General features: G+C 49.4%; 21 protein-coding genes and 1 tRNA gene. 13 read left to right on the top strand and 9 right to left on the bottom strand.

All coding sequences use genetic code 11. The annotated features are described in order from the left end of the window. Window positions 1-52 precede the first annotated feature (52 nt). The 4 genes from IY568_RS19040 to IY568_RS19055 are packed head-to-tail and all read left to right on the top strand — an operon-like array spanning window position 53 to window position 7,272. Window positions 53-1,789 (top strand): autotransporter assembly complex protein TamA, encoded by a 1,737-nt coding sequence (locus tag IY568_RS19040; RefSeq protein WP_194868410.1) that lies wholly within the window; start codon window positions 53-55, stop codon window positions 1,787-1,789. Then, the gene (locus IY568_RS19045; RefSeq protein ID WP_194868411.1) at window positions 1,789-5,511 is read left to right on the top strand and encodes a translocation/assembly module TamB domain-containing protein; all 3,723 of its coding nucleotides are present in this window, start codon (window positions 1,789-1,791) and stop codon (window positions 5,509-5,511) included. Before IY568_RS19040 ends, IY568_RS19045 begins: the two co-directional genes overlap by 1 nt. Next, window positions 5,511-6,449 carry a transporter substrate-binding domain-containing protein gene (locus IY568_RS19050; RefSeq protein ID WP_164517613.1) on the top strand — a complete coding sequence of 313 codons (939 nt, stop codon included), beginning with the start codon at window positions 5,511-5,513 and terminating at the stop codon, window positions 6,447-6,449. Before IY568_RS19045 ends, IY568_RS19050 begins: the two co-directional genes overlap by 1 nt. Continuing rightward, window positions 6,379-7,272 (top strand): peptidylprolyl isomerase, encoded by an 894-nt coding sequence (locus IY568_RS19055; RefSeq protein WP_194868412.1) that lies wholly within the window; start codon window positions 6,379-6,381, stop codon window positions 7,270-7,272. Before IY568_RS19050 ends, IY568_RS19055 begins: the two co-directional genes overlap by 71 nt. On the opposite strand, the gene queF is transcribed toward IY568_RS19055, so the two are convergent. Next, window positions 7,259-8,104, bottom strand: a complete 846-nt coding sequence (queF, locus tag IY568_RS19060; RefSeq protein WP_194868413.1) for an NADPH-dependent 7-cyano-7-deazaguanine reductase QueF — start codon at window positions 8,102-8,104, stop codon at window positions 7,259-7,261. The genes IY568_RS19055 and queF overlap by 14 nt on opposite strands. Before the next feature lie 61 nt (window positions 8,105-8,165). On the opposite strand from queF, the gene syd reads away from it, so the two are divergent. Continuing rightward, window positions 8,166-8,711 carry a SecY-interacting protein gene (gene syd, locus IY568_RS19065; RefSeq protein WP_125563520.1) on the top strand — a complete coding sequence of 182 codons (546 nt, stop codon included), beginning with the start codon at window positions 8,166-8,168 and terminating at the stop codon, window positions 8,709-8,711. 37 nt (window positions 8,712-8,748) lie between these two features. Here the strand turns inward: syd and IY568_RS19070 are convergent, their stop codons facing one another. From IY568_RS19070 to IY568_RS19080, 3 genes are all read right to left on the bottom strand, one after another. Next, window positions 8,749-9,522, bottom strand: a complete 774-nt coding sequence (locus IY568_RS19070; protein ID WP_138538641.1) for a Zn-ribbon-containing protein — start codon at window positions 9,520-9,522, stop codon at window positions 8,749-8,751. Window position 9,523: 1 nt separating this feature from the next. Further along, on the bottom strand, window positions 9,524-9,799 hold the full coding sequence (locus IY568_RS19075) for a hypothetical protein (RefSeq protein ID WP_194868414.1): 276 nt from the start codon (window positions 9,797-9,799) through the stop codon (window positions 9,524-9,526). 180 nt (window positions 9,800-9,979) lie between these two features. Further along, window positions 9,980-10,207, bottom strand: coding sequence for a DUF2789 domain-containing protein (locus IY568_RS19080; protein ID WP_125563514.1), 228 nt, complete (start codon window positions 10,205-10,207; stop codon window positions 9,980-9,982). Between the two features lie 105 nt (window positions 10,208-10,312). Here IY568_RS19080 and IY568_RS19085 point away from each other — a divergent pair, with 105 nt between their 5' ends. After that, on the top strand, window positions 10,313-10,969 hold the full coding sequence (locus IY568_RS19085) for a GNAT family N-acetyltransferase (protein WP_194868415.1): 657 nt from the start codon (window positions 10,313-10,315) through the stop codon (window positions 10,967-10,969). An 879-nt stretch (window positions 10,970-11,848) separates the two neighbouring features. Here IY568_RS19085 and IY568_RS19090 read toward each other — a convergent pair. Continuing rightward, the gene (locus tag IY568_RS19090) at window positions 11,849-12,151 is read right to left on the bottom strand and encodes a DUF3301 domain-containing protein (protein ID WP_010382772.1); all 303 of its coding nucleotides are present in this window, start codon (window positions 12,149-12,151) and stop codon (window positions 11,849-11,851) included. After that, on the bottom strand, window positions 12,148-13,179 hold the full coding sequence (locus IY568_RS19095) for a DUF3549 family protein (RefSeq protein ID WP_125563510.1): 1,032 nt from the start codon (window positions 13,177-13,179) through the stop codon (window positions 12,148-12,150). The genes IY568_RS19090 and IY568_RS19095 overlap by 4 nt, the downstream gene beginning before the upstream one ends. 134 nt (window positions 13,180-13,313) lie before the next feature. Between IY568_RS19095 and IY568_RS19100 the strand changes: the two genes are divergently transcribed. From IY568_RS19100 to IY568_RS19110, 3 genes are read left to right on the top strand one after another with little or no spacing between them, the layout of a single operon-like run. Further along, window positions 13,314-13,625: a YqcC family protein gene (locus tag IY568_RS19100; RefSeq protein ID WP_194868416.1), complete on the top strand. Its 312-nt coding sequence runs from the start codon at window positions 13,314-13,316 to the stop codon at window positions 13,623-13,625. A 6-nt stretch (window positions 13,626-13,631) separates the two neighbouring features. Beyond that, the gene (truC, locus tag IY568_RS19105; protein WP_194868417.1) at window positions 13,632-14,366 is read left to right on the top strand and encodes a tRNA pseudouridine(65) synthase TruC; all 735 of its coding nucleotides are present in this window, start codon (window positions 13,632-13,634) and stop codon (window positions 14,364-14,366) included. Then, window positions 14,366-14,809 (top strand): flavodoxin domain-containing protein, encoded by a 444-nt coding sequence (locus IY568_RS19110; RefSeq protein ID WP_010382766.1) that lies wholly within the window; start codon window positions 14,366-14,368, stop codon window positions 14,807-14,809. Before truC ends, IY568_RS19110 begins: the two co-directional genes overlap by 1 nt. 57 nt (window positions 14,810-14,866) lie before the next feature. Here the strand turns inward: IY568_RS19110 and IY568_RS19115 are convergent, their stop codons facing one another. Together IY568_RS19115 and gloB are read right to left on the bottom strand one after the other, a co-directional pair. Beyond that, window positions 14,867-16,429, bottom strand: coding sequence for a lytic transglycosylase (locus tag IY568_RS19115; RefSeq protein WP_194868418.1), 1,563 nt, complete (start codon window positions 16,427-16,429; stop codon window positions 14,867-14,869). Window positions 16,430-16,531: 102 nt separating this feature from the next. After that, complete coding sequence (gene gloB, locus IY568_RS19120; protein ID WP_194868419.1) at window positions 16,532-17,311, bottom strand: hydroxyacylglutathione hydrolase; 780 nt, start codon at window positions 17,309-17,311, stop codon at window positions 16,532-16,534. Window positions 17,312-17,362: 51 nt separating this feature from the next. Between gloB and IY568_RS19125 the strand changes: the two genes are divergently transcribed. Next, window positions 17,363-18,115 (top strand): class I SAM-dependent methyltransferase, encoded by a 753-nt coding sequence (locus tag IY568_RS19125; RefSeq protein WP_125563499.1) that lies wholly within the window; start codon window positions 17,363-17,365, stop codon window positions 18,113-18,115. Between the two features lie 4 nt (window positions 18,116-18,119). Here IY568_RS19125 and rnhA read toward each other — a convergent pair whose 3' ends face one another. Beyond that, entirely contained in the window at window positions 18,120-18,587 is a 468-nt protein-coding gene (gene rnhA, locus IY568_RS19130) for a ribonuclease HI (RefSeq protein WP_010382760.1), read from the bottom strand. A gap of 69 nt (window positions 18,588-18,656) precedes the next feature. Here rnhA and dnaQ point away from each other — a divergent pair, with 69 nt between their 5' ends. The 3 genes from dnaQ (at window position 18,657) to IY568_RS19145 (ending at window position 20,984) form a co-directional block, all read left to right on the top strand. Then, the gene (dnaQ, locus tag IY568_RS19135) at window positions 18,657-19,367 is read left to right on the top strand and encodes a DNA polymerase III subunit epsilon (protein WP_010382759.1); all 711 of its coding nucleotides are present in this window, start codon (window positions 18,657-18,659) and stop codon (window positions 19,365-19,367) included. An 86-nt stretch (window positions 19,368-19,453) separates the two neighbouring features. Further along, entirely contained in the window at window positions 19,454-20,800 is a 1,347-nt protein-coding gene (locus IY568_RS19140; RefSeq protein WP_228553455.1) for a TIGR03503 family protein, read from the top strand. A 107-nt stretch (window positions 20,801-20,907) separates the two neighbouring features. Further along, window positions 20,908-20,984: transfer RNA gene (locus IY568_RS19145), tRNA-Asp, on the top strand. Window positions 20,985-21,163: the final 179 nt, after the last annotated feature.

The raw sequence follows: 21,163 nt of genomic DNA on the forward strand, positions 1-21,163 counted from the left end.
GCGTCAACTTGCTGTGGTATTATAATGCCATTGTGATTTATAGGGTTATTTAGTGCGTTTATCTGCGTTTAGTACCGTTCTTGTTGTGCTACTTTTTTCATTTCATTCCTTGGCTATAGCGTCGTCTGGTATCTCAGAGTTTACCATCCACAGTGCCCCTGACAGCGCTGAGTTGACTGATGAAGCAAGGGACAATGTCATACGGTTTATGGCTTCGTATGTGGGTAAACCTTTTACGCCGCGCAGAACTAAGCTTATAAATAAAGATGTTACTAAGGCATTGCAGGCACTTGGATATTATCGCCACACACTCTCTGTGGTATTTGACCCTCAGACTCGCGGTGTCGCATTACATCTGGATCCCGGGACACCCTTGTCCTGGCACAAAGTCGAGATCTCCCTCCAGGGGGTTGAAGATGAAACTCTACGCAGCCGTTTAATCGCGGGTGCAATCCAGGCGGGCGAGCAAGTCAGACATGATCAGTATGAAGCCACCAAAGCGCAAATAGAAAGCTTGCTGCTGGAGCTGGGCTATTTTGATTTTCAATGGCAGAAAAAGCAGCTGACGGTAGAGCCTGAGTTGCAGCAGGTTTCTGCTACCTTAGTCCTTTCAGCTGGTCCCCGCTATCGCTTTGGTGCGCTGCGTTTGTCATCTGAGTCAAAAGCAATAGACTTTGCCAGAGCGCTGAGCCCGTTTCAGCCTGGTGAGTTGTATGCTGCGGATAAATTGTCTGAGTACAATCTGACATTAAATGAAACCCCCTATTTTCAAAGTGTTCGGGTATATCCTTTGCTTAAAGCCAGGCAAGAGGGGGAGGTCCCTATCCGTGTTGATCTGGTCGATAAACCCGCCAACAGCTATGAAGTTGGTGGTGGATATAGCACTGAGTTGGGGGCAAAAGCGCGCTTTAAATGGAGTAAGCCCTGGATCACTGACGGGGGACATTCGATGACCTCAGATCTCAATGTGTCTCAGCGTCAGCAGGATATCAGTGCGGCTTACACTATCCCGATGAGTGACCCCAATAGCGATGTATTTCGCGTTCTTGGTGGTTATCAGTTACAAGATGATCTGACCGAAGGGGTGGATACCAAAACCTGGAATATCCAGGTTCAGCGTCAATGGCTGACATCCGGCAACTGGGTGCGTACCGCGTTTTTAAAACGTGAACATGAAACCAGTGAACAAGATGGTGAGGTACTTAAGACTGAAATGCTGATCCCGGGGGTTAGCTATGCGAAAAAGCAAACGCTGGGTGGAATGTTGCCTTACTGGGGGAATGAGCGACTGATCTCGGTCGAGCTGGCCAGTGACTCCGTGATCTCTTCAACGTCTTTACTCAAAGTTCGCTGGAGAAACGCCTGGTTGCGAAACCTGGAACAGCGGCACTTTTTTTTGACGCGTCTTGAAGTCGGTGCGATTGTGGCAGATGACATTGCGGCTGTACCTTTTAATATGCGCTTTTTTGCCGGTGGCGATCAGAGCGTACGAGGGTTCGCCTATCAGTCGGTTGCTCCTCGAGATGAGGATGGTAAGTTGCTGGGGGGCAAATACCTGGCGACCGCCAGTGCTGAGTACAATTATCAGTTATTGCCTAACTGGCGTCTAGCGCTGTTTGTTGATAGCGGTACGGCGACGGATGATTTTAAAGAGAAATGGGCATTGGGAGCCGGCTTCGGGCTGCGTTATCTGACACCAGTTGGGCCAATCCGGCTGGACCACGCCTGGGGGCTGAGTAAAGACAGCAAAAGTACCCGTTTAAGTATTGTGATTGGACCGGAGATGTAATGGGATTGAAAACCTGGCTGCGCCGTATTAGCTATGCTGTCCTTGGTGTATGTGTGACCGCATTTTGCCTGCTATTTACCTTACCCGGTCACAAGTTCGTTATCTGGGTGGCCAACCACAGTGTCTCCGGTTTACAGATCAGCTCGCCGCAGGCACGTTTATTGTCTAATGCTGTGCTGGATATCCAGTTTGAAAACGAACAGTTTGTTTTTGACGCGCGTCAGCTAAGTCTGTCGCTTGAATGGTTTAGCTGTGCAACCCTGTGCCTCTCTGGCCGTGCCGACGAGGTGACGTTGCATCTGACTGAGCAAGGGAATGCTCAGCCTGGCACTGCAGGCACAGAGCCATCGTCTGGGCTAGCTTCTGTGACCGTGCCTTTCTCAGTTGCCATCGAGCAATTGACACTGGACGTTGCAGATATCAAAGCTGCGGGATATCAGATAGATCTTAATGAACTGATGCTGACTGCGCGCATTGATGAGCAGGTTATGCAGGTTGGTCAGTTTGCACTGCGCAGCATACAAGTCACACAAACTCAAGCGCCAGCACCTGCCGCGCCTTTCGTTATGCCGACAGAGATACCAGCGCTATCCTTGCCAGCCATACGCCTTCCAATGGCCGTTGATCTTGAACAACTGACTATAGGTGAGCTTGTTTATCAATCATACGGGGGCGATACTCAGGTACTGAATCAGTTAGCATTAAGCGCAGGTGCTCAGCAGTCCGAATTATCGATAAAGCGCTTGTCGATGGCTTATCTCGCACATCAGCTGGTAGCCACAGCGCAGGCAGACCTGAGCAGCTGGGCTGTATCTGGTACGCTTGACTATCAGCATCCGGATTATCAAAGTGCGGCCTCATTTAAAGGTGATTTGCAGCAACTTGAACTGGTTGCGGATACGACAGGTCTGGTGCAAGGCAAAGTCGTATTAAGTGTGACTCCAGCAGTTCCAAACTGGCCGTTTTCACTGGATGTTCAGGCTGGGCAATTTGCGTTTGATGCGGATAACACGCTGCAGCAGCTGATGCTAAGTGCTTCGGGGACAGCGGATGACTATCAGTTTACAGCGAATGCCAATGTGGTGCTGAGCGAACAGCTGGCCGTGCCGGATAATCAGCTCACTGTGAAACTGGCTGCCAATGGAGGCCTGACAGCATTGACGCTGGAAGAAGCTCAGGTAGCACTGGGAGAAGCGTATACGCAACTGAATGCTCAGGTGAGCTGGCAAGAAGGGCTTCGCAGTCAGTTACAGGGGGAGCTATACAGGCTGCCTTTAGGTGCCTGGCTTGAACTGGATGAGACTGAGCTGTCGGGCGCTTATCAGCTCGAGTTTACTCGGCAGGATCAGCACTGGCTGACACAGGTCGATGAACTCACACTTTCTGGCAAGCTGGCTGCATTGCCTCTAAAAGTGATGGTCCGAGGCGAAGTAAATAGTAACTTACACGGTGAGATCCAGGCTGCTCAGCTTAGTTATGGGCAAAGTCAGGTTATGTTGTCAGGCAAAGCCGATAAACAACTGGACTTGCAAGGTGAGCTGACCCTGGCCCATGAACGAAATACGCTTTTGCCTGTGGATGCGCACCTGTCAGGGCTGTTTACGGCGACCGGACCGATTGATATGCCAAAGCTCACATTGAACAGCCAGCTCGACAAACTGGTCTATGAGGACACTGCGCTTGACGGCGGTACACTGGCACTGACGGTGGATATAGCCAAAAATTGGTTGACGGATTTGCATGTCTCTTTGCCGGCTGTGACGCAGGGTGAGTTACCCGAAACGGCACTTAGTGTGATAGTGCAGGGTGATCAAAGTCAGCATCAGCTGAGGGTGCAAGTTGACAATAGCGGCGGCAGTGCCGAGCTGGCCCTGAGTGGGCAGTATGCTCAGCAAGCCTGGACAGGTCAACTTGATACTGGTCTGTTACGCATAAACAATAGCGAACTGGCGTTGGTGGCACCTGCGCCTATTCGGGCTAAAGACGGGCAAGTGGAGATAGGGCGTCAATGCTGGACACTGGCACCCGGTCAGCTTTGCTTCGCGGCGCAGCAGGGGGCTCAGGGCCAAGCCAGCGTAGAGTTGCAGCAACTAGACCTGGCGCATTTTAATCCGTTACTTAGTAACGTGGCGCAGCTACAAGGCTTATTATCGGGTCATGCAAAGGCAAACTGGTCACAAGGTCAGTTACAGGCGTTGGATGGGCAGCTGGATATGTCTGACGCTCAGGTTATTCTACATGGCGCTGTTGCTGAGCAGCTCGATGATGGTGAGGACAGCGTTGCGCCGACCTTACCTCTTGAAATAGAACGCTTTGCACTGACACTCAACAGTGATGCACAACAAGCCAAAACGGCCTGGCAACTGGCGCTCAAAAAGTTAGGTCATTTCAATGGCGAGCTGGCGATGCCATTGCAGGCAGAGACACGTTCTATGCGCGGTTTTGTCAACATCGCAGGCATAGAGCTTGATAAGTTTAAGCCTTTGCTCCGCCGTCTGTTGTGGCCCGATCTGGAACTGGCTGGCACTATCGCTGGTCAGATAGGCATCGATGGTGCACTGTCTCAGCCGCAGCTGAGTGGGCAGCTCAGAGCCACGGATGTTCAACTAAAAGCCAGTGAAATTCCGATGGCCATCAGCGATTTAGACCTTGATATACAATTGAGTGGCCAGCAGGCTCTGCTCCATGGTGAGCTACACACATTGCCCCGAGGTCAGCTTACATTCACCGGCGAGATCGATTGGCATGCCGCTATGGCGGCGAAATTGCGGCTCAATGGCGAGCGCCTGACACTGATGCCACAGCCAGGTATCGAACTGGATATTTCGCCCGATTTGTCACTGAGCTACAACGGCCAGTATGCTGAGTTATTGGGATCGGTCAGTGTCCCTTATGGACGTATTGAGATAGAAGAACTGCCAGAAGGGGTTGTTACTGTGAGTGACGATCAGGTCATCATTGATGGCGCTAATCCCAGTGCCAGTGAGTCTGCTCAGATAGTGGATTATCGGCTCGACCTGGATGTCAGTTTGCTTGATGATGTCAGAGTCAAAGCGATGGGGCTGGATGCTTATCTGGCAGGTGAGTTATCGCTGGAAAAACAACTCGCTTCAGCCATGCTGGCCAGCGGCGAGATTAATCTGCGAGAAGGACAATATAAGGCATTTGGTCAGGATTTGAGCATAGAGACTGGTCAGCTGGGCTTTAATGGCCCATTGGATAAGCCTTATATCAATGTGCGTGCGATACGCAACCCAGATACCACAGCCAATGGCGTGATTGCTGGTGTTGAAGTGAAAGGCAGCATTCGCAGCCCGGAGCTGGTGATTTACTCAGAGCCCGCGATGGATCAGGCACAGGCGCTGGCTTATTTGCTCAATGGGCAGCCATTGGGTGAGGGGGAAAGTAATAACAATACCATGCTGGCACAGTTTTTATTGTCGCAGAGTATCGATCGCAGTAAGGGTTACTTCGCCAAAGCGGGAGAGACGATAGGGGTGAAGGATGTGAATTTGACCGCCAAAGGCAGCGGAGACGATACTCAGGTTGAAGTATCTGGCTATCTGACGCCCAGTGTACAGGTGAGTTACCGGGTCGGGGTATTTGCATCGCTCAGCGAAGTGGCAGTGCGGTATCGTATTTTTTCAAAGTTTTATATTGAAGCCACCAGCGGTTTATATAAGAGTATTGATCTGCTGTATAAGTTTGACTGGGACGAATGATGCGCCGTTTTTTGTTGCTACTGATGCTCTGTATCTCCGGCTCTGCCACGGCCTCTCGTGCTATTGGGCCGCTTGAGATCCGTGTCACTGCGGGCGCCAACCCTTATGTGACTGAGTTACTGGCACTGGCACTATCTTATCAACCCAGACCTGTGACATTTAAGCCAATTGTCGGGATCCCGACACAGAGTCGGGCATTGCGTTTGCTCGGTAAACCATCGGGCATTGATGTGTTTTGGTCTGTGACCAGTAAGGCGCGTGAGCAGCAGGCCCTGGCTGTGCGTATCCCACTGGTTAAAGGTTTGCTGGGCTATCGTGTGTTGTTCATTGCTGCCAGCCGAGCGGCGGACTTTGTGGATATTAAGCATTGGGGGCAGTTGCAGCCTTTGTTGTTTGGGCTGCGTCATGACTGGCCTGACAGAGCAGTGTTCGAACGCAACGGGTTACAGGTGGTAGCCTTCCACGATACCGAAAAGGCCATGACTATGCTCAGCAACAAACGCCTGGATGTCGTGCCGCTAGATATTTTGGCTGCCAATGACTTTCCTTCACGCACTGATATTATGGTGCAACCCAGTCTATTAATTAGTTATCCCTCAGCAGTTTATCTGTTTGTCGATAAAGCCAATATTCAGCTTCGTGATTTGCTGCAAGCAGGCCTTGAGCAAGCGATTGCGGATGGCTGTTTTGAGCAGCTATTTCGTCGCCATTTCGCGGATCAGCTAACACAACTCGACTTGGCTGGGCGCACTCACCTGCGCTTGCCGAATCCAACCTTGTCTGCCGAGACACCTTTGTCGCGCAGCGAATTGTGGTATCAACCAGGAACATATAATGACAATAATAATACGCAAAATAACATCAAGGATGAGCACAGCAGCGCTGTTGCTCCTCGCACTCACTGCCTGTCAGGCAACCGACAAACTGGCACAAACTGATAGTGTTAATGTACCTCAGACGACACCAGCCCCTGCTGAGATCATCGCACAGGCAGGCGATGCGGATTGGCGGTCAGTACCATTGGAGCACATCCTTAAGATCACTTTGCCAACGGGACCCGTTTATGTCGAACTGAACCCGCAGCTGGCGCCCGGCCATGTGGAAAATATTAAAGCGCTGGCGCGAGAGGACTTTTACCGTGACTTGACTATGTATCGCTTTGTTGAAGGTTTTGTCGCACAGGGCGGAGATCAGAGCGACGAGAAACACCCGCTCAAGGGGTCAAAAACTATTCCGGCTGAGCTTTTCCTGGCAACCGCAGAGCCTCAGGAGATCACTCCCTTAAACCTGGTCGATGGTTATGCACCACGGACCGGGTTTTTAAATGGGTTTGCCGTAGCACAGAACGACAAAGGGACACGTACCTGGCAGACCCATTGTCCGGGTACTTTTGCGATGGCGCGGCAAAATAGCGCTGATAGCGGGGGCAGTGAATTCTATTTCACATTAACAGCACAACGGTATCTGGATTTAAATACCACGGTTTTTGGCCGAGTGTTAGCTGGTATGGAACATGTGCAACGATTGCACAGACAACCTGAAGAAAACCAGCCTTTTAACCCTATTCTTGGCGTTGAGGTATTGGCGGATATTCAGCGTACCGACAAGCAACGTTTTCGGGTGTTCAATACCCATAGTCATGCATTTCGGGCTTTGATTGCAGCGCGCAAGAATCGCCCTGAAGCCTGGTTTTTACACCAGGCCAACCACACCGATGTTTGCGCTGTCAGTGTGCCGATTGAAGCGTTTACTGACGATTGATCCGGACATTAAAGGTGGTCTGATTTTGTTCGCTGGAACGGAACGGATTGATGTCCAGGCCACCACGACGCGTATAACGTGCATACACTTCCAGCTTGGCGGGGTTGAGCGCGCGCAGCAGATCGCAGTAGATGCGCTCTACACACTGTTCATGAAATTCATTGTGGTCACGAAATGAGATCAGGTAACGTAGCAATGATTCACGACAGATTTTCGCCCCTTCATAGCGGATAACAATACTTGCCCAATCTGGCTGAGAGGTGATCAGGCAGTTAGACTTTAACAAGTGGCTGTGCAGGGTTTCACTCACTTGCTGGTCGTTTTCCAGAGTTAATAAGCCATCTCGTGGGCTGTAATCATCCACAGTAATGTCTAGTTCATCAATGCACTCTCCAGGCAGGGCTGAAAATGGCAGGCAGTTGTGGTCGTCAGGGCCGTACAAGGTCACTGTAACATCGCACTGGGCCGCTTTGGAGAGATCCTGCTGTAATGTGTCACGTACCGCCTCAAAGCTGGCGAATTGACTCTGATTGAAGCTGTTCAGATAAAGTTTAAATGACTTAGACTCGATAATATGACTGCTCTGGCAAGGGAACACAAACCGGGCGATGGCCACCTGGGGTTTACCTTTTGTATTCAGCCAGGACAGCTCATAACCATGCCAGATATCTTCACCAAAAAATGGCAATGCCTGCTCATCAACGGCTATCTGATCACGATTAAGCTTGCGCGCGATAGGGTGAAGCAAGCTTGGCTCGTACTGACTGGCGTATTCGGTGGTTTTACCCAGCACAGAGGCTTTTAACTCCGGGGCGTTATTGTAGTCTGTCATGTTGATCCATTAGTAGTTACAATGGCTCCGATTATAGCGAATAATGAGCGAAAATAGCAGTATGAGCGTGAGCACTTTGATCCTCGAACTTCATGATAAATTTGCCAACTCGGTACAGCAGACCCACGGTCACTGGCCATTGATCGAGCATGATGCACAATGGCCCAGCCCGTGTGAAACCGGTGAGCCAAGAGGCGATGGCCTGATTGCCTGGCAAGCCGTGTCCAGAAATCCGGGCGGTGATTTGACTGCACTGGCCAGTGCGCTGGAAACTCAGTTTAGCCCTGAGTTAAATGCGTTTTATGGCACAGCGTATGGTGGCAATATTGTGGCTACGCTGGATGGAGAAGAGGTTGAACTGCTGCAGGCCTGGAATGAAGAAGATTTCGAGCGCTTGCAACAGAATATCACCGGGCATGTGTTAATGAAGCGTCGCCTGAAGCAAGCTGATACCGTTTTTATTGGTTTGACTGCGCAGGAAGATGTCTTAATTACAGTGCAACTCAGTACGGGTGAGGTATGTCTTGAACGCGTGGGTAAGGCGCCACATACAGTGCTGGCGCCCAGTCTGAGTGCGTTTCTGGCTCAGCTGATCTCGCAGTTTTAAGCTATATCAGGAGGTGGCGAGGCCACCTCTTGCGTCTTTACTGGAAATCCCAGGAAATATTGGAAACCAGTTCACAGGCATCACATTTGAAATCGAAAATGCCAAACCAGGGCTCATCTAATGCCCACTGTGCACCGCAGCTCGGGCACAAGCGTGCTTTTTCCTGTGCCAGGCTTTCACCCCCAACCCGGTACAAGTAATAATAAACCGGTTTTTTAGTGAGATAGCGGATCCGTTTACTGAGATCCAAGCCCCGACGGGTGAGGTCGCTGTCCAGGCTAGTCAATTCATTGAGAGCGGCAAACTCGCAGCGTGTTGCACCATTAATCTGGATCTGATCACAGGCCTGCCAGTCTTCTTGCCATTTTATTAGTGCTTTATAATCGCCATTGGCGATGGCCGGGATCTTATACAGAGGCACTGGCTGAAAATCATCACCACAATACAACGGACTACAGGTGTGCACATAGGTTGTATAGAGAATATAGCTGGACGGAGACTGGCATTGATCAGCGCCATTGGCATGAATATCCTGACCTATCACTTTGACTTTAGGTGCTAACAATCCCGCCTGCTGAAGTTGATCAATGGCGTGCTTAACGAATGGGCTGTGATGCAGAGGATGCAGTGCATCTTCAAGTGGACACATCACCCGAGTAATAAAAAAGCCTTCTTTCAAAACGGTGGGAAATTCATCGCCAATGATTTGGCCGTTGAAACGCAGCGCGTTAACCACTCTGTTGATTGCCTGCTCTGCTTGCTCAAGCGTGGTGTCCTGATAACAGTCAAAAGTGAGATCAACAACGAACATCTTAACGATACTCCAGTAGAGCGAGTAATTTATCCAGTTTCGCCTCAATGCGATCTAACTGTGTCTGCGCGTTATCCTGTGCTGCTGGTTGTGCGTTCTGTATTGGTTGATCGTCCAGTGTTGACAGCAGATCGGGGTTATTTTTATAAGCCGTCAGTCCCGCAATGATCAAGGGCATTGCAACGGGCTCAGCCAGTTTGGCTTTGGTGGTGGCAACGGTAGGGGTTTTGCCTTGCGCAACGAGTGTGGCAATTGCGTTTAAAACTGCGGGGTGCATAAAGCGGCCTCTGGAAATTAAAACTTAGCGCATTGTATCACCTAAGCTGCCACAACATCACCAGTAAAAAGGTGCATCTCGTGTTTGTGAGATGACATATAGCGCTTTTCAATGTCACATGTGTTTAGCACTGCACATGCAGGGTAATGCTCCGGTTATCGCCAGTTTGGCCAGCTTTGTTCAACGTAATCTTGCATCCAGCTCATCGATTATTTCACTCCAGTCAGCATCTTCTCTGAGTGACTCTTCAATGAAGTGCTTTTGTCCTTCGTTCCAAAACGGGGCTTCTGCCAAAAGCATATCGCTGGGCAGTGTGTGCTGACTAAAAAATGCCTTGATGCCAGCATCACTGTTGTCTAATCCAAGCTGAGCGAATAAGTTTTTTAGGTTATGTGCACTGGTGTCCATATGCCCTCTGGTTGTTTAAAAAGTACGCTATAACTATAGTAGATTTACAACACCGACCAAGAAAAAATCGTCGGATAATCACAACAAAAAACACAAGGACTTACCATGACAAACTCAACAACCAGTGCGCAGCTAACCATTAAACATTTATCCCCGGAAGACAGCAGGGTGGCGGCCAGCTTGCTATACAGAGCCTACCATGATGACAAGTTATTCAAAGACGTACTGGGTGGTGCGGATGAACAAACCTATGAATCTCGGCTCCGTGCTTTGATCCGTGAGGAGTTATCCTGTTTCGGCCAGTCTGCTCAACCTTTAATCGGTCTTTACCAGGAAGAAGACTTACTGGCGATTGCCTGTGTATTTGAAGCTCAGACAGAGCTACAAGCATCGCGACGCTGGGACTGGCGTTTGCGATTAATGATGAGCGCTGGATATTTACAAACTCAGCAATTAATAGACAAAGAGAAAACCATACGTGAAGCATTGGCAGATTGCGGGCACTATTATTTTCTCTCGTTTATTGCCGTAGAGCCGCACTATCAGGGTCAAGGATTGGGTCATCATTTACTGGATGCATTGGACGAATTAGTTAAAGAAAATCCGTTGGCCAGTGGTCTCGGGGTATTTGTGTCTGAAGCCGAGCAGAACTTCTTTTTTAGTCAGCATGGCTATGAAAAACTTCAGGTTTTAACCTTCAAATCAGTACAGGGTGAACTGCTGTTTAACAGTCGAACCGCCATTATGGAAAAAAGCCTGTGAGACTTTTCTCACATGAATGTAGGTCAAGGCGTTTTAGTATCAGTGTTTTAACCCTCTGTAATAAGTTAAGCTGTTGAAATTTATTGTTTTTGTGAATATTTCAAGAAGGTGACGAAAAAAAGTGTGAGAAAAAGCGCCTTTTCCATTATTCAGGATTGCGTAAACTTAATCGTGTTCAAGGACGGAAGGACATCAGTGCCAGGAAAGGGTGAAGTGGATAGAGTCAGGATGACTCAGGAAACATCAGGATGATGTTTAACAGGGGAAGTCAGGAGCGCTTAGGATAAGCGAAGTGGATAGAGTCAGGATGATTCAGGAAACATCAGGATGATGTTTAACAGCGGAAGTCAGGAGCGCTTAGGATAAGCGAAGTGGACAGAGTCAAGGGAGACTCGGGTAACATCAGGATGATGTTTAACAACGGAAGTCAGGAACGCTTAGGATAAGCGAAGTGGACAAGGCCAGGATGGCTTAGGACACAAAAAGGACGTTGTTTATAAAAGGAATAGGGAAGACAAGTCGAGCGGTGTGACAGAGTTTACACAAGTCGACAAAGGATGTGCTTGGATGCGGTAAGGATATCTACAGGATGTAACCTATCGGATGAAGTCAGGGAAGAAGATCGGGTATGTCAGGATGTATACCCGTTCAGGGGATGATGAAGCTTGGCGGCTTGCTAGTTTGTTGTAGGCAGAGGAATTGGATACCTCCCAGGAAATTCGTCAGATTGGGGCGTAGCGCAAGGGTTACGCCTTGGTTTTTTGCTTTGTGAAAGTACACCTCAAAACCATTCTTTAATCTCACATCTCACCATTATCACGCTGACCATGTGTGACCGTTCGGAAAAACGCACTTTAATCTGTCACCCGACTATGGAAATTACAGCATGCGGTGGGGTGGAACATCCATTTTTTTCAGACGGAGGTTCTCAAGGTGCATAGTGCCGGTGTAAGCACTTTGCTGATCTGAGCTGAATTCAAACGCAAATTGGCTTTTTATTCCCAGTTTTCCATTACTCAGTACACCGAGCCTGCGTTTAACACAGGCGACACTGAGTAACTGGACATTGAGCTTTTCTGCTTGTCCTACAGCGTGTTGTTGTGCCGCTTCAGCAATCTGACGGCCAAACCAAAATGACGCAATGATTGCGCCAATAAGAATAAAAAGCCAAAGAGTGATCATCGTTTAAATAGCCTGCCTATTGCTCTGGACAGTGTTTCACTGCGATTTTCTGTTCTAAGTAGAGCTAAGACATGTGGGCGCAATGTCGGAATTGCAACCAGATCGGCGAAAATGCTTTCAAATAAGCCGTCCACCTCAGTGTTATGTGCCGCACTGTCCATGAGCTTAATTAGCCTTGTGGAGTCAGTCAGTGTTTCCCAGCAGCGCCCGGTAATCGTGAGTTGCAGATCGGCCTGGGCAGCCAGTGGTGAGTCTAATATAGCATCAACAGCATCAGCGATGAGCCCGAGACTATGGCTACCCGATAATGCTCTGAGGTGATTGATACACGCAGTCAAGTCTTGATCGTTCACGGCTTGTTTCAGGCCAGCCAATAAGTGCTCGGTTAGCTCAACACCAATGGCAACATGTTCTAACATGGCCGCCAGAGGCGACTGAACTTCCTTGGGTAATTGTGACCAGTGGGCCTTGAGATTGTTCTGGTTGTTACCATGCTCCAGGCGCATGGCAAAGTCAGCCAGACCTTGTACTGCCAGGTTTTGCCACTGATCTAACCCCAGTTTTCCAGCGATATAGAGCTCGGCATATTCATAATACTGAGACGCAGGGCGCTTGAGCTCGGTTTTCAGCAACGCATTAAACGCGGCCAGTTTATTGGCATTAGGTGCATAGACATAGGGATTGTTATCCAGCTTACCTTGCGCCGCTTCGCCGGTGAGCTGAGTGCCTAAGGCATCGATGACCATAGAGGCAAAGTGGTCACGGCTGGCAGCAACCAGTTTACTCTGTTCATCCAGGGGGAGCTTCAAAAACCACACATAGGGATCCTGAGTGGCCTGGTTGTCCCAAAACTGAATCGCTAATAATGCGTGGCCAGCGAGTGGGTAAGGGTAGGGCACCTGAGTGGTTTCTATTTGCGCAAACTGCTTTTTATCGATTTTGGTTATGCGACGGCCAATATCATAGGCGCGCCATTGCGTGCCTGCTGAAGTTAGTAGTTCACCTAAAGTCGTAATTTGCGCTGTCATTTTCATCTCACTTAATTGCGTTGAAGCGCGATTATAACTTTATTCTTGGTGACTGATAAGGGTGACCATAAAGATACAAACGCCCGCGTTGGATCGGGTATAATGGGGCTTTTGTATTTGTCTGAGGAAGCACTATGGATCACCCAGTATGGCAACTGCTTGATGAGCTCGAACACACGTTACGCCAGGCTAAACTTTGGCAGGCAGAGCCCGTTTCGGAACAGGCGTTACATTCTACTCAGCCATTTTGCTGCGATACGTTACGGTTTGAGCAATGGTTACAGTTTGTTTTTATCGTCAAGATGCGTACTTTGTTGCAAAACGGCGCACCTTTACCTGCCAATATGGCCATCGCGCCCATGGCAGAAGTCAACTTAGCGCAACACCCCCAGTTTAACGCATTGCTGGGTGTGTTACAGCGCCTAGACTCAGCTGTTTCGGAGTAGGCCTGGATGTTAGAGATCATTTATCAGGATGAACATTATGTGGCCATTAATAAACCATCAGGCTTACTGGTTCATCGCTCGTTTCTAGACAAACGTGAAACGCAGTTTGCGATGCAGATACTCAGGGACCAGCTGGGGCAGCATGTGTTCCCAGTGCACAGACTTGACCGGCCGACCTCCGGTGTTTTGTTGTTTGCGCTGAGCTCCGAGGCTGCGCGTGATATGAATCAGATCTTCATCGACGGCACGGTGCAAAAGCGCTATTTGGCTTTGGTACGGGGCTTTGCACCGCAAGATGTGTATGTTGATAAACCCTTGAAAGAGCAGCTTGATAAAATTGCTGATAAGTTTGCGGATCAGGATAAAGCGCCACAGGAAGCACAAACTCAGTTCAACTGTCTGCATCAGGCTACGCTCAATATACCGTTGGGTAAATACCCCAGCATTCGATACTCTTTGGTGGAGTGTTTTCCAAAAACGGGTCGTAAACATCAGATCCGTCGTCACCTTAATCACCTGAATCATCCGATAATTGGCGATGTGAATCATGGCGATAACAAGCAAAATCACTTTTTTCAGGGGCATTTTGGTATTCGTCGTTTGATGTTATTTGCAACTGAGCTCAAGTTTTTGCATCCTTATAGTCAACAACCCATCACCATTCGCGCCAGCTTGGGAGAAGAAATGCTGAACTTATGCAAGCAACTGGGCTGGCCAGACACAGAAAAGGACTATCTATAATGGCATCCATTACGCTTTTTGTTGGCTCAGTATTTGGCAATGCAGAAAACTTAGCCTCCGAAGTTAAAAACGACATTGAGCAGCAAGGGCATAGTGCAGTGATCGTCGACGTGCCTACGCTCGAGCAGGTCAAATCAGCGGACAATTTACTGTTTATCTCTTCAACAACCGGACAAGGCGATATCCCGGAAAACCTGCTACCCTTAGTATTGCAAATGCAAAGTCAGTTTCCCATGCTGACGGGGAAAACCGTAGGGGTTGTTGCGTTGGGTGACAGTAGTTACGGTGACACCTTTTGTGGTGCCGGGCGCCAGATCGATGCGCTGGTTCAGGAGCTCAATGCCACAGTGACAGAGCCCAGGCTGGATGTGGATGCGTGTGAGCATTTTGAGCCTTATGAAGCGGTCGCGCCCTGGCTACAGAAATGGTTGCAACACCTTTGACAAAGGCGTGATGCCCAGAGCCAATAAAAAAGCCGCTGTTGTCAGCGGCTTTTAACGTTATGAACGTTTGACATCCACGGTCAGTTTCAGCTTTTGACCGGGATAGAGATACTTCTGACCGGCAAGCTTGTTCCACTTTACGATTTCACTGACAGTGAGATTAAACTTGGCCGCAATCCGTGCCAGAGAATCTCCTTTGCGTACCTTATAGGTAATGGTGCGCTCGGTCGTGTTTGCGACAGGCTGAGTGGTACTCTGGCTCTGATAAATGGTGAGTTTTTGTCCCAGCTTAAGTACTGCGTTGGCTTTGAGTTTGTTCCATTTGGCAAGCTGCGCCACGGTGACGTCATACTCGCGGCTGATATCCCATAAGGTATCGCCACTGGTGACTGTATGGGTTTTTTTATTGCGTGTTGCTTTGTTTGCAGCGCTGCGCACGGCATCTGGTAAATGCTCGCTTTGTAACTCGCCGTCGCTCAGTGGGACCAGCAGTTTCTGACCAACCCGGATCATATGTGAATCCAATTTATTCAGTGAACGGATTGCACTGGTGCTGGTGGTAAACTTCTTGGCAATCACTGATAAACTATCACCGCGCGCAACGGTGTAGTATTGCCAGCGCAGGCGATCTTTGACTGGTGTACTGGCAAGGCGGGTTTGAAATGCTTCGATTTTATCTGCTGGCAGCAACAGGGTATGTGGTCCGTTCGGATCTGTGGCCCAGCGGTTAAAACCTGGGTTCAGACGATAAAGCTCCGTGAGCGACATATCTGCCATTTCGGCGGCTAACGCCAAATCGATTTGTGATCCTACTTCGACGGTATCAACCACCTGCGCATTAATGATCTTATTCCATTTAACATTAAACTCATCCTGGCGTTTTAACAAGTCAGACAGGGCGAGCAATTTAGGCACATAGGCTGTGGTTTCACGTGGCAAATCTAAAGACCAGAAATCGGTTGGTAAGTGCTTCTTACGATTTTTCCGGATCGCCTTGAGTAGTCGCCCTTCTCCTGAGTTATAGGCCGCAATGGCATTGAGCCAGTCGCCTTCGAGTGTCTTATGCAGGTAAGTGAGATATTCCAGTGCGGCGCGAGTTGACTGAACGATGTCGCGACGGCCGTCATACCACCAGTTTTGTTTAAGATCGAACCGCTCTCCGGTTTGTGGCATAAACTGCCAGATCCCAGACGCGCTGCGGTGAGAATAACCGAACGGATCGAACGCACTTTCTACGATTGGCAGCAATGCAATTTCAATCGGCATTTCGCGTTTCTCAACTTCCTCTACAATATAGTACAGGTAGGGTTCGGCGCGCTTCGAAATCCGATCCAGGTAAGCCTGGTGGCGTTGATAGTAGTTACGTTCTGCAACTACGGGCCGGTTTTGTGGCACGTCAATAGACAACTGATAGCGGATCCGCTCCCAGACGTCGTCGAACACAGGTGGTGGCTCATCGGCTTCCACGGGTTCCTGAATGGCACTCATCAGAGTGTCGCTGATTTCGGCTGGACTGGCGTGGTCCAGTTGTTCGGCTTGTTCAATTGTGGGGCTGTCGAACGTGGTTTGACAACCGCTCAACAGTGCTGATACTAACAGCAGCAAGAGAGGCTTTTTCATAAAACTCGGTCATTGATCCATTGTCAGGGTACGGTGCCGCAGAAAATCCACAGCTAAAACCCGTCAATGTTAACTGTTTAGTTGTAAAAATTAAAGCAGTGCCTAAAAATTATCCTTCCATTGCCTGAGCACGGCAAACCTTTGCCAGTCTTCATCACAGTCAGCTTGTAACTCAGACGGTACAGTATCGAGCATATGTGGCAGATTTACCCGCATAAAAGGGTTAATGCTTAACTCACGTGCGATGGTTGTTGGTAAGGTTGGTAGCGCCTGTGCGCGCTGTTGCTGGCCCCACTCCTGCCATGTAGTAATGTCGTGATTGCCAGGCTCTACCGCAGCGGCAAAAGTCAGGTTAGCCTGCGTATATTCATGCGTGCAATAAATTTTACACTCGGGAGGGAGCTGGGCAAGAGCTTGCATAGCGCGCCACATCTGTGCCGGGCTACCCTCAAATAAACGGCCACAGCCCGCGCTGAATAAGGTATCTCCGGTAAATGCCAAATCAGTACTCAGGTAGCAGATGTGGTCCAGTGTATGTCCAGGTGTATGCGCAATGGTAAACTCCAGCCCGGCAATGGTGACCTTATCACTGTCACTCAAAGGGTGTGTGATGCCGCCAAATGGCGTATTTTTGGGGCCATAGACGGGCAGGTTGCCATAATGTGCCAGCAAAGGTGCGATGCCATCGGTATGATCCCAGTGATGGTGCGTGACTAAGATGCCGGCCAGTTGTTTGTGTTGTGCTGTGGCGAATTCAATAACGGGCTCGCTTTGCCCGGGGTCCACAACCCACATTAAATTGCTATCTGACGGACATATTGCCCAGATATAATTGTCATTGAAGGCGTTGATGGGGTGGATTTGCACTGCGACTTGCGCCATAACTCATTGCTCTATAAAGTGAAGGTGTAACAAGTATAGCGAGTGCGTATCATGAAACCAGCTCTAAGTTTTCAGCAGGGTCCGAAACCCTACCAGTGGCAGGATTTTCCACATGGAGATTATGTGCGCGCAGGCATAGAAAGGCGGATGGCTCATTGGCTGCCGCGAATGTTTGGTTATCATATGCTCAAGCTGGGCTGCCTGAGTGGTCAGCTGGATACGTCACAAAGCCCGATCAGTCATCAGATTTGTGTTGCGCCAGAGGGGGGGCATGTTGGCGTGTTAGCAGAAATCGATGAATTACCCTTTTATGAACATAGCGTAGACGCATGTATTCTCAGTCAATGTCTGGAATATCATTCTGATCCCCATCATATTTTACGGGAGGCACACCGAACACTGATCCCGGGTGGGTATATCGTGATCAGCGGGTTTAATCCATTTAGTTTGTGTGGACTGGCGCATTTGCTGCCATTTAGCAAAGAAAAACTGCCCTGGTCGGGACGCTTTTTTACCCCGTCCCGGGTTAAGGACTGGCTGGATCTGCTGGGGTTTGAAATTCTTGCCGATGAGCGATTCGTCCATGCCTCACTGGCAAGAGGTTCACGGCTGTCGCGTTTTGCGCCCTGGCGACGTTTTTGTCGCCATTACATGAAGCCGATGGGCAGTGTCTATTTGCTGGTGGCCCGCAAACGGGTCGCACCTTTAACGCCGATTAAACCCAAATGGCATGCGCGTCCTAAATGGACGCCAGCGGTAAAAGGCGCGCGACTGAAGCACAGTCGTAATCAGGAACAAAGTTAGTCGGTTACTCGCTCTGGTAACCGGTATCTTCTTGCAGATCCGCACCGCCAGCGGCTTCGCGTGCCAGGTCGTCCACCAGTTCATTGTATTTGTTGCCTGCATGGCCCTTAACCCAACGCCACTCAATGGTGTGACGCTGAACCGCAGCGTCCAGTCGTTGCCATAGGTCGACATTTTTAACTGGCTTTTTAGCGGCTGTTTTCCAGTTGCGCTTTTTCCAGTTGGCCAGCCAGGATTCGATCCCCTGTTTCACATATTGACTGTCTGTGTACAGGATCACCTGGCATGGACGCTTGAGCGTTTCGAGTGCAACTATCGCTGCCAGCATCTCCATGCGGTTATTTGTGGTAAGCCGATATCCGGCGTTGAGGGTCTTTTCATGACCTTGGTAACTGAGGTACACACCATAGCCGCCAGGACCCGGGTTGCCCAAGCAGGAGCCGTCGGTATAGATCTCTACGGATTTTTGCACGAATTTGCCTGTTTTTATGTAAAATACTCCAATAGACGCTAACCATAGCAAAGTTAGGCAATCGACGATATGCATAAAAGACAAATAGTACTGGATACAGAAACCACGGGCATTGACCCCAAAGAAGGTCACCGGATCATTGAGATTGGGTGTGTGGAATTAGTGAATCGTCGCCTGACTGGCAACAACTTTCATGTCTACATCAACCCACAACGTAGTATTGAAGAAGAGGCCATTGACGTTCACGGTATTACCAATGAGTTCCTGCGAGACAAACCTTTCTTCCATCACGTTGCGCAAGAGTTTTATGACTATATTCAGGGGGCCGAACTGGTGATCCACAACGCGCCGTTCGACGTCGGCTTTATGGATCATGAGTTTGCTATGCTTAATCAGGGGTTTGCAAAAACTCATGAGGTATGTGAGGTACTCGATACTTTGGTGATGGCGCGGGACTTGCATCCTGGTCAGAAGAACAGCCTTGATGCTTTATGTCGCCGTTATGATATAGATAACTCAAAACGAACATTGCACGGCGCTTTACTGGATTCCGAGATTTTATCGGATGTCTACCTGGCTATGACAGGGGGCCAGAAGAAGCTTAATCTGGCTCAGCACAATGAACAGGCACAGCAGGGTAGTGGCGGGGGGATCCGTCGCTTGAGTGCTGAGCGTGCGCCGCTGAATGTGGTGCTGGCGACGGCAGAAGAGCTAGATGCGCATGAAGCGCGCATGGAGCTGGTCAATAAAGCCTGCGGGCAGAGTTTGTGGCAGCAGTAGCTGCACTCAGGCTCGCACCTGTAGTGTAAGAGAACGATTAATTTATGATGAGGTAAAGTGGCATGCGGATCGGCTTAACAGGATTGATGTTGTTATATTGCGCAGTGTTTAGCGTGAAGATGATGGCCGACACACCGCAAATTACGTTGCTTGAGCGAGACGGCAAGGTCAATGAAATCCCTTTACTGGATAACCGCTTTCGCATTGACCACAATGTTAAGAAAATTACACTATTGTTTTTTCGTGCCCCCGGTACGCCTGCCGTGGTGCTGGTAAAACCGGACGGCAGTAAATACTACGCCACGCATGCCATTGCTGACGAGAAGCTCGAATGGTATGACGAGATCAGTTATGACCTGGTGATAGTGACCGATCCTATGCCTGGTCCATGGCAGGTGTTAGGCCAGATCCGCCAGGACAGCCGGGTTATGGTATTGGGGGATATTGAGTTGCAGGTTGACCCCTTACCGCCTTTGATATTCCGTGGTGAAATGTTGAAAATTCAGGGACAGGTCACCAACGATGGCCAGCCCGTCGATATTGGCTACTTCCGTGATGTTGTTACTCTGTATGTCGAGTTTGTCAGCACTAATAATGATCAGTACGCTAACTTTGGTGCGGGCACGCAAAGTGTGGCCGAATTTAAAGATGATGGCCGGGAATTTGATGAGCGCCCTCTGGATGGCATCTTTACTGGTGAATTTCGTCTGAATTTTCCAGCCGGTGAGTGGCAACCCGAATTCTATATAGAAACGCCCATCCTCAAACGTCGCGTAGTGAAAGATCCCATCATTATTGCAGAGCCACCTTTTTCTTTTGAATTGATGCTGGCAGGGCAGGAAGAGTTTGAGCACCAGCTGACTATCAGGCTGGAGTCCGAGGTGGTGAAACCGGAAACTGTGATCTTTCAGGGCAAAATCTTGTACCCCAATGGTGAAGAGCAAATGTTCACCCTCAATGGTGAAGAACGTTTGTACCGTCAGCTGGCAATTAAAAACTATGACTGGGGTCGATACAGTGTGGAGTTGTCCGCCTTTGGTGAAAACATCAACGGCCGAGAGTTTATGGCCCGCTTGCCAGATTATAATTTTGAAATAGAACGCCCTATTGAAAAAGTACCAGAGTTACCTGAGTCAGAGCGCCCAACGCAGCGTGTGGTTGCGCCGCCTGAACCGGAACCGGGTCTCAGCACCGGTGCCATTGTTGCCATTGTGGTTGTTGGTAATTTGCTGATCCTGCTGTTGGGTTGGCTGGCCGTGCGCATTTTTGTACAGAAAAAGCCCATCAAATTAAAAATCAGCCTGCCCTTTATCGGTAAGAAAAAGCAGTTAGATTTGGAAGAGTTAGATCAGAATGCAGAAAACTCTGGCAAACCAAGTTCAAAAAATGACAAATCAGCTGATATTTTGAACCTTTCGATGTCGGATGACTAAAAATCCCCGATTTTTTCAAAAAAGGTGTTGACTCTTAAGGGGGGCATTCGTATTATTCACGCCGCTGTCAGGGAGCACACCTGAACAGCGAGAGAACAAGATGCTGCGGAGTGGTAGTTCAGTTGGTTAGAATACCGGCCTGTCACGCCGGGGGTCGCGGGTTCGAGTCCCGTCCACTCCGCCACATACTTTTTCTCTATAAGCGCACGCTGGAGTGGTAGTTCAGTTGGTTAGAATACGGTTCAGTGCCTGAGTAAACAAGCCAAATCCATAGCCGTCGAGCAGTAAATGGTGACCCACAATAAACAGCAGGTCTTGCTCTGGGGTACGTACCAAAGTCAGTTTGAGCAAGGCCTCATCGGG

This window comes from Pseudoalteromonas sp. PPB1, from assembly GCF_015356275.1.
In the GTDB taxonomy this organism is placed as follows: domain Bacteria; phylum Pseudomonadota; class Gammaproteobacteria; order Enterobacterales; family Alteromonadaceae; genus Pseudoalteromonas; species Pseudoalteromonas rubra_D.

Bases quoted from the DNA above. Each gene is read 5' to 3' on its own strand.
- dnaQ (WP_010382759.1), top strand. From the start codon at position 18,657: ATGCATAAAAGACAAATAGTACTGGATACAGAAACCACGGGCATTGAC.
- IY568_RS19100 (WP_194868416.1), top strand. From the start codon at position 13,314: ATGGATCACCCAGTATGGCAACTGCTTGATGAGCTCGAACACACGTTA.
- IY568_RS19050 (WP_164517613.1), top strand. From the start codon at position 5,511: ATGCGCCGTTTTTTGTTGCTACTGATGCTCTGTATCTCCGGCTCTGCC.
- IY568_RS19070 (WP_138538641.1), bottom strand. From the start codon at position 9,522: ATGTTCGTTGTTGATCTCACTTTTGACTGTTATCAGGACACCACGCTT.
- IY568_RS19115 (WP_194868418.1), bottom strand. From the start codon at position 16,429: ATGAAAAAGCCTCTCTTGCTGCTGTTAGTATCAGCACTGTTGAGCGGT.
- IY568_RS19085 (WP_194868415.1), top strand. From the start codon at position 10,313: ATGACAAACTCAACAACCAGTGCGCAGCTAACCATTAAACATTTATCC.
- IY568_RS19055 (WP_194868412.1), top strand. From the start codon at position 6,379: ATGAGCACAGCAGCGCTGTTGCTCCTCGCACTCACTGCCTGTCAGGCA.
- IY568_RS19140 (WP_228553455.1), top strand. From the start codon at position 19,454: ATGTTGTTATATTGCGCAGTGTTTAGCGTGAAGATGATGGCCGACACA.
- syd (WP_125563520.1), top strand. From the start codon at position 8,166: ATGAGCGTGAGCACTTTGATCCTCGAACTTCATGATAAATTTGCCAAC.
- gloB (WP_194868419.1), bottom strand. From the start codon at position 17,311: ATGGCGCAAGTCGCAGTGCAAATCCACCCCATCAACGCCTTCAATGAC.
- IY568_RS19110 (WP_010382766.1), top strand. From the start codon at position 14,366: ATGGCATCCATTACGCTTTTTGTTGGCTCAGTATTTGGCAATGCAGAA.
- IY568_RS19075 (WP_194868414.1), bottom strand. From the start codon at position 9,799: ATGCACCCCGCAGTTTTAAACGCAATTGCCACACTCGTTGCGCAAGGC.
- IY568_RS19090 (WP_010382772.1), bottom strand. From the start codon at position 12,151: ATGATCACTCTTTGGCTTTTTATTCTTATTGGCGCAATCATTGCGTCA.
- truC (WP_194868417.1), top strand. From the start codon at position 13,632: ATGTTAGAGATCATTTATCAGGATGAACATTATGTGGCCATTAATAAA.
- queF (WP_194868413.1), bottom strand. From the start codon at position 8,104: ATGACAGACTACAATAACGCCCCGGAGTTAAAAGCCTCTGTGCTGGGT.
- IY568_RS19080 (WP_125563514.1), bottom strand. From the start codon at position 10,207: ATGGACACCAGTGCACATAACCTAAAAAACTTATTCGCTCAGCTTGGA.
- IY568_RS19045 (WP_194868411.1), top strand. From the start codon at position 1,789: ATGGGATTGAAAACCTGGCTGCGCCGTATTAGCTATGCTGTCCTTGGT.
- IY568_RS19125 (WP_125563499.1), top strand. From the start codon at position 17,363: ATGAAACCAGCTCTAAGTTTTCAGCAGGGTCCGAAACCCTACCAGTGG.
- IY568_RS19095 (WP_125563510.1), bottom strand. From the start codon at position 13,179: ATGACAGCGCAAATTACGACTTTAGGTGAACTACTAACTTCAGCAGGC.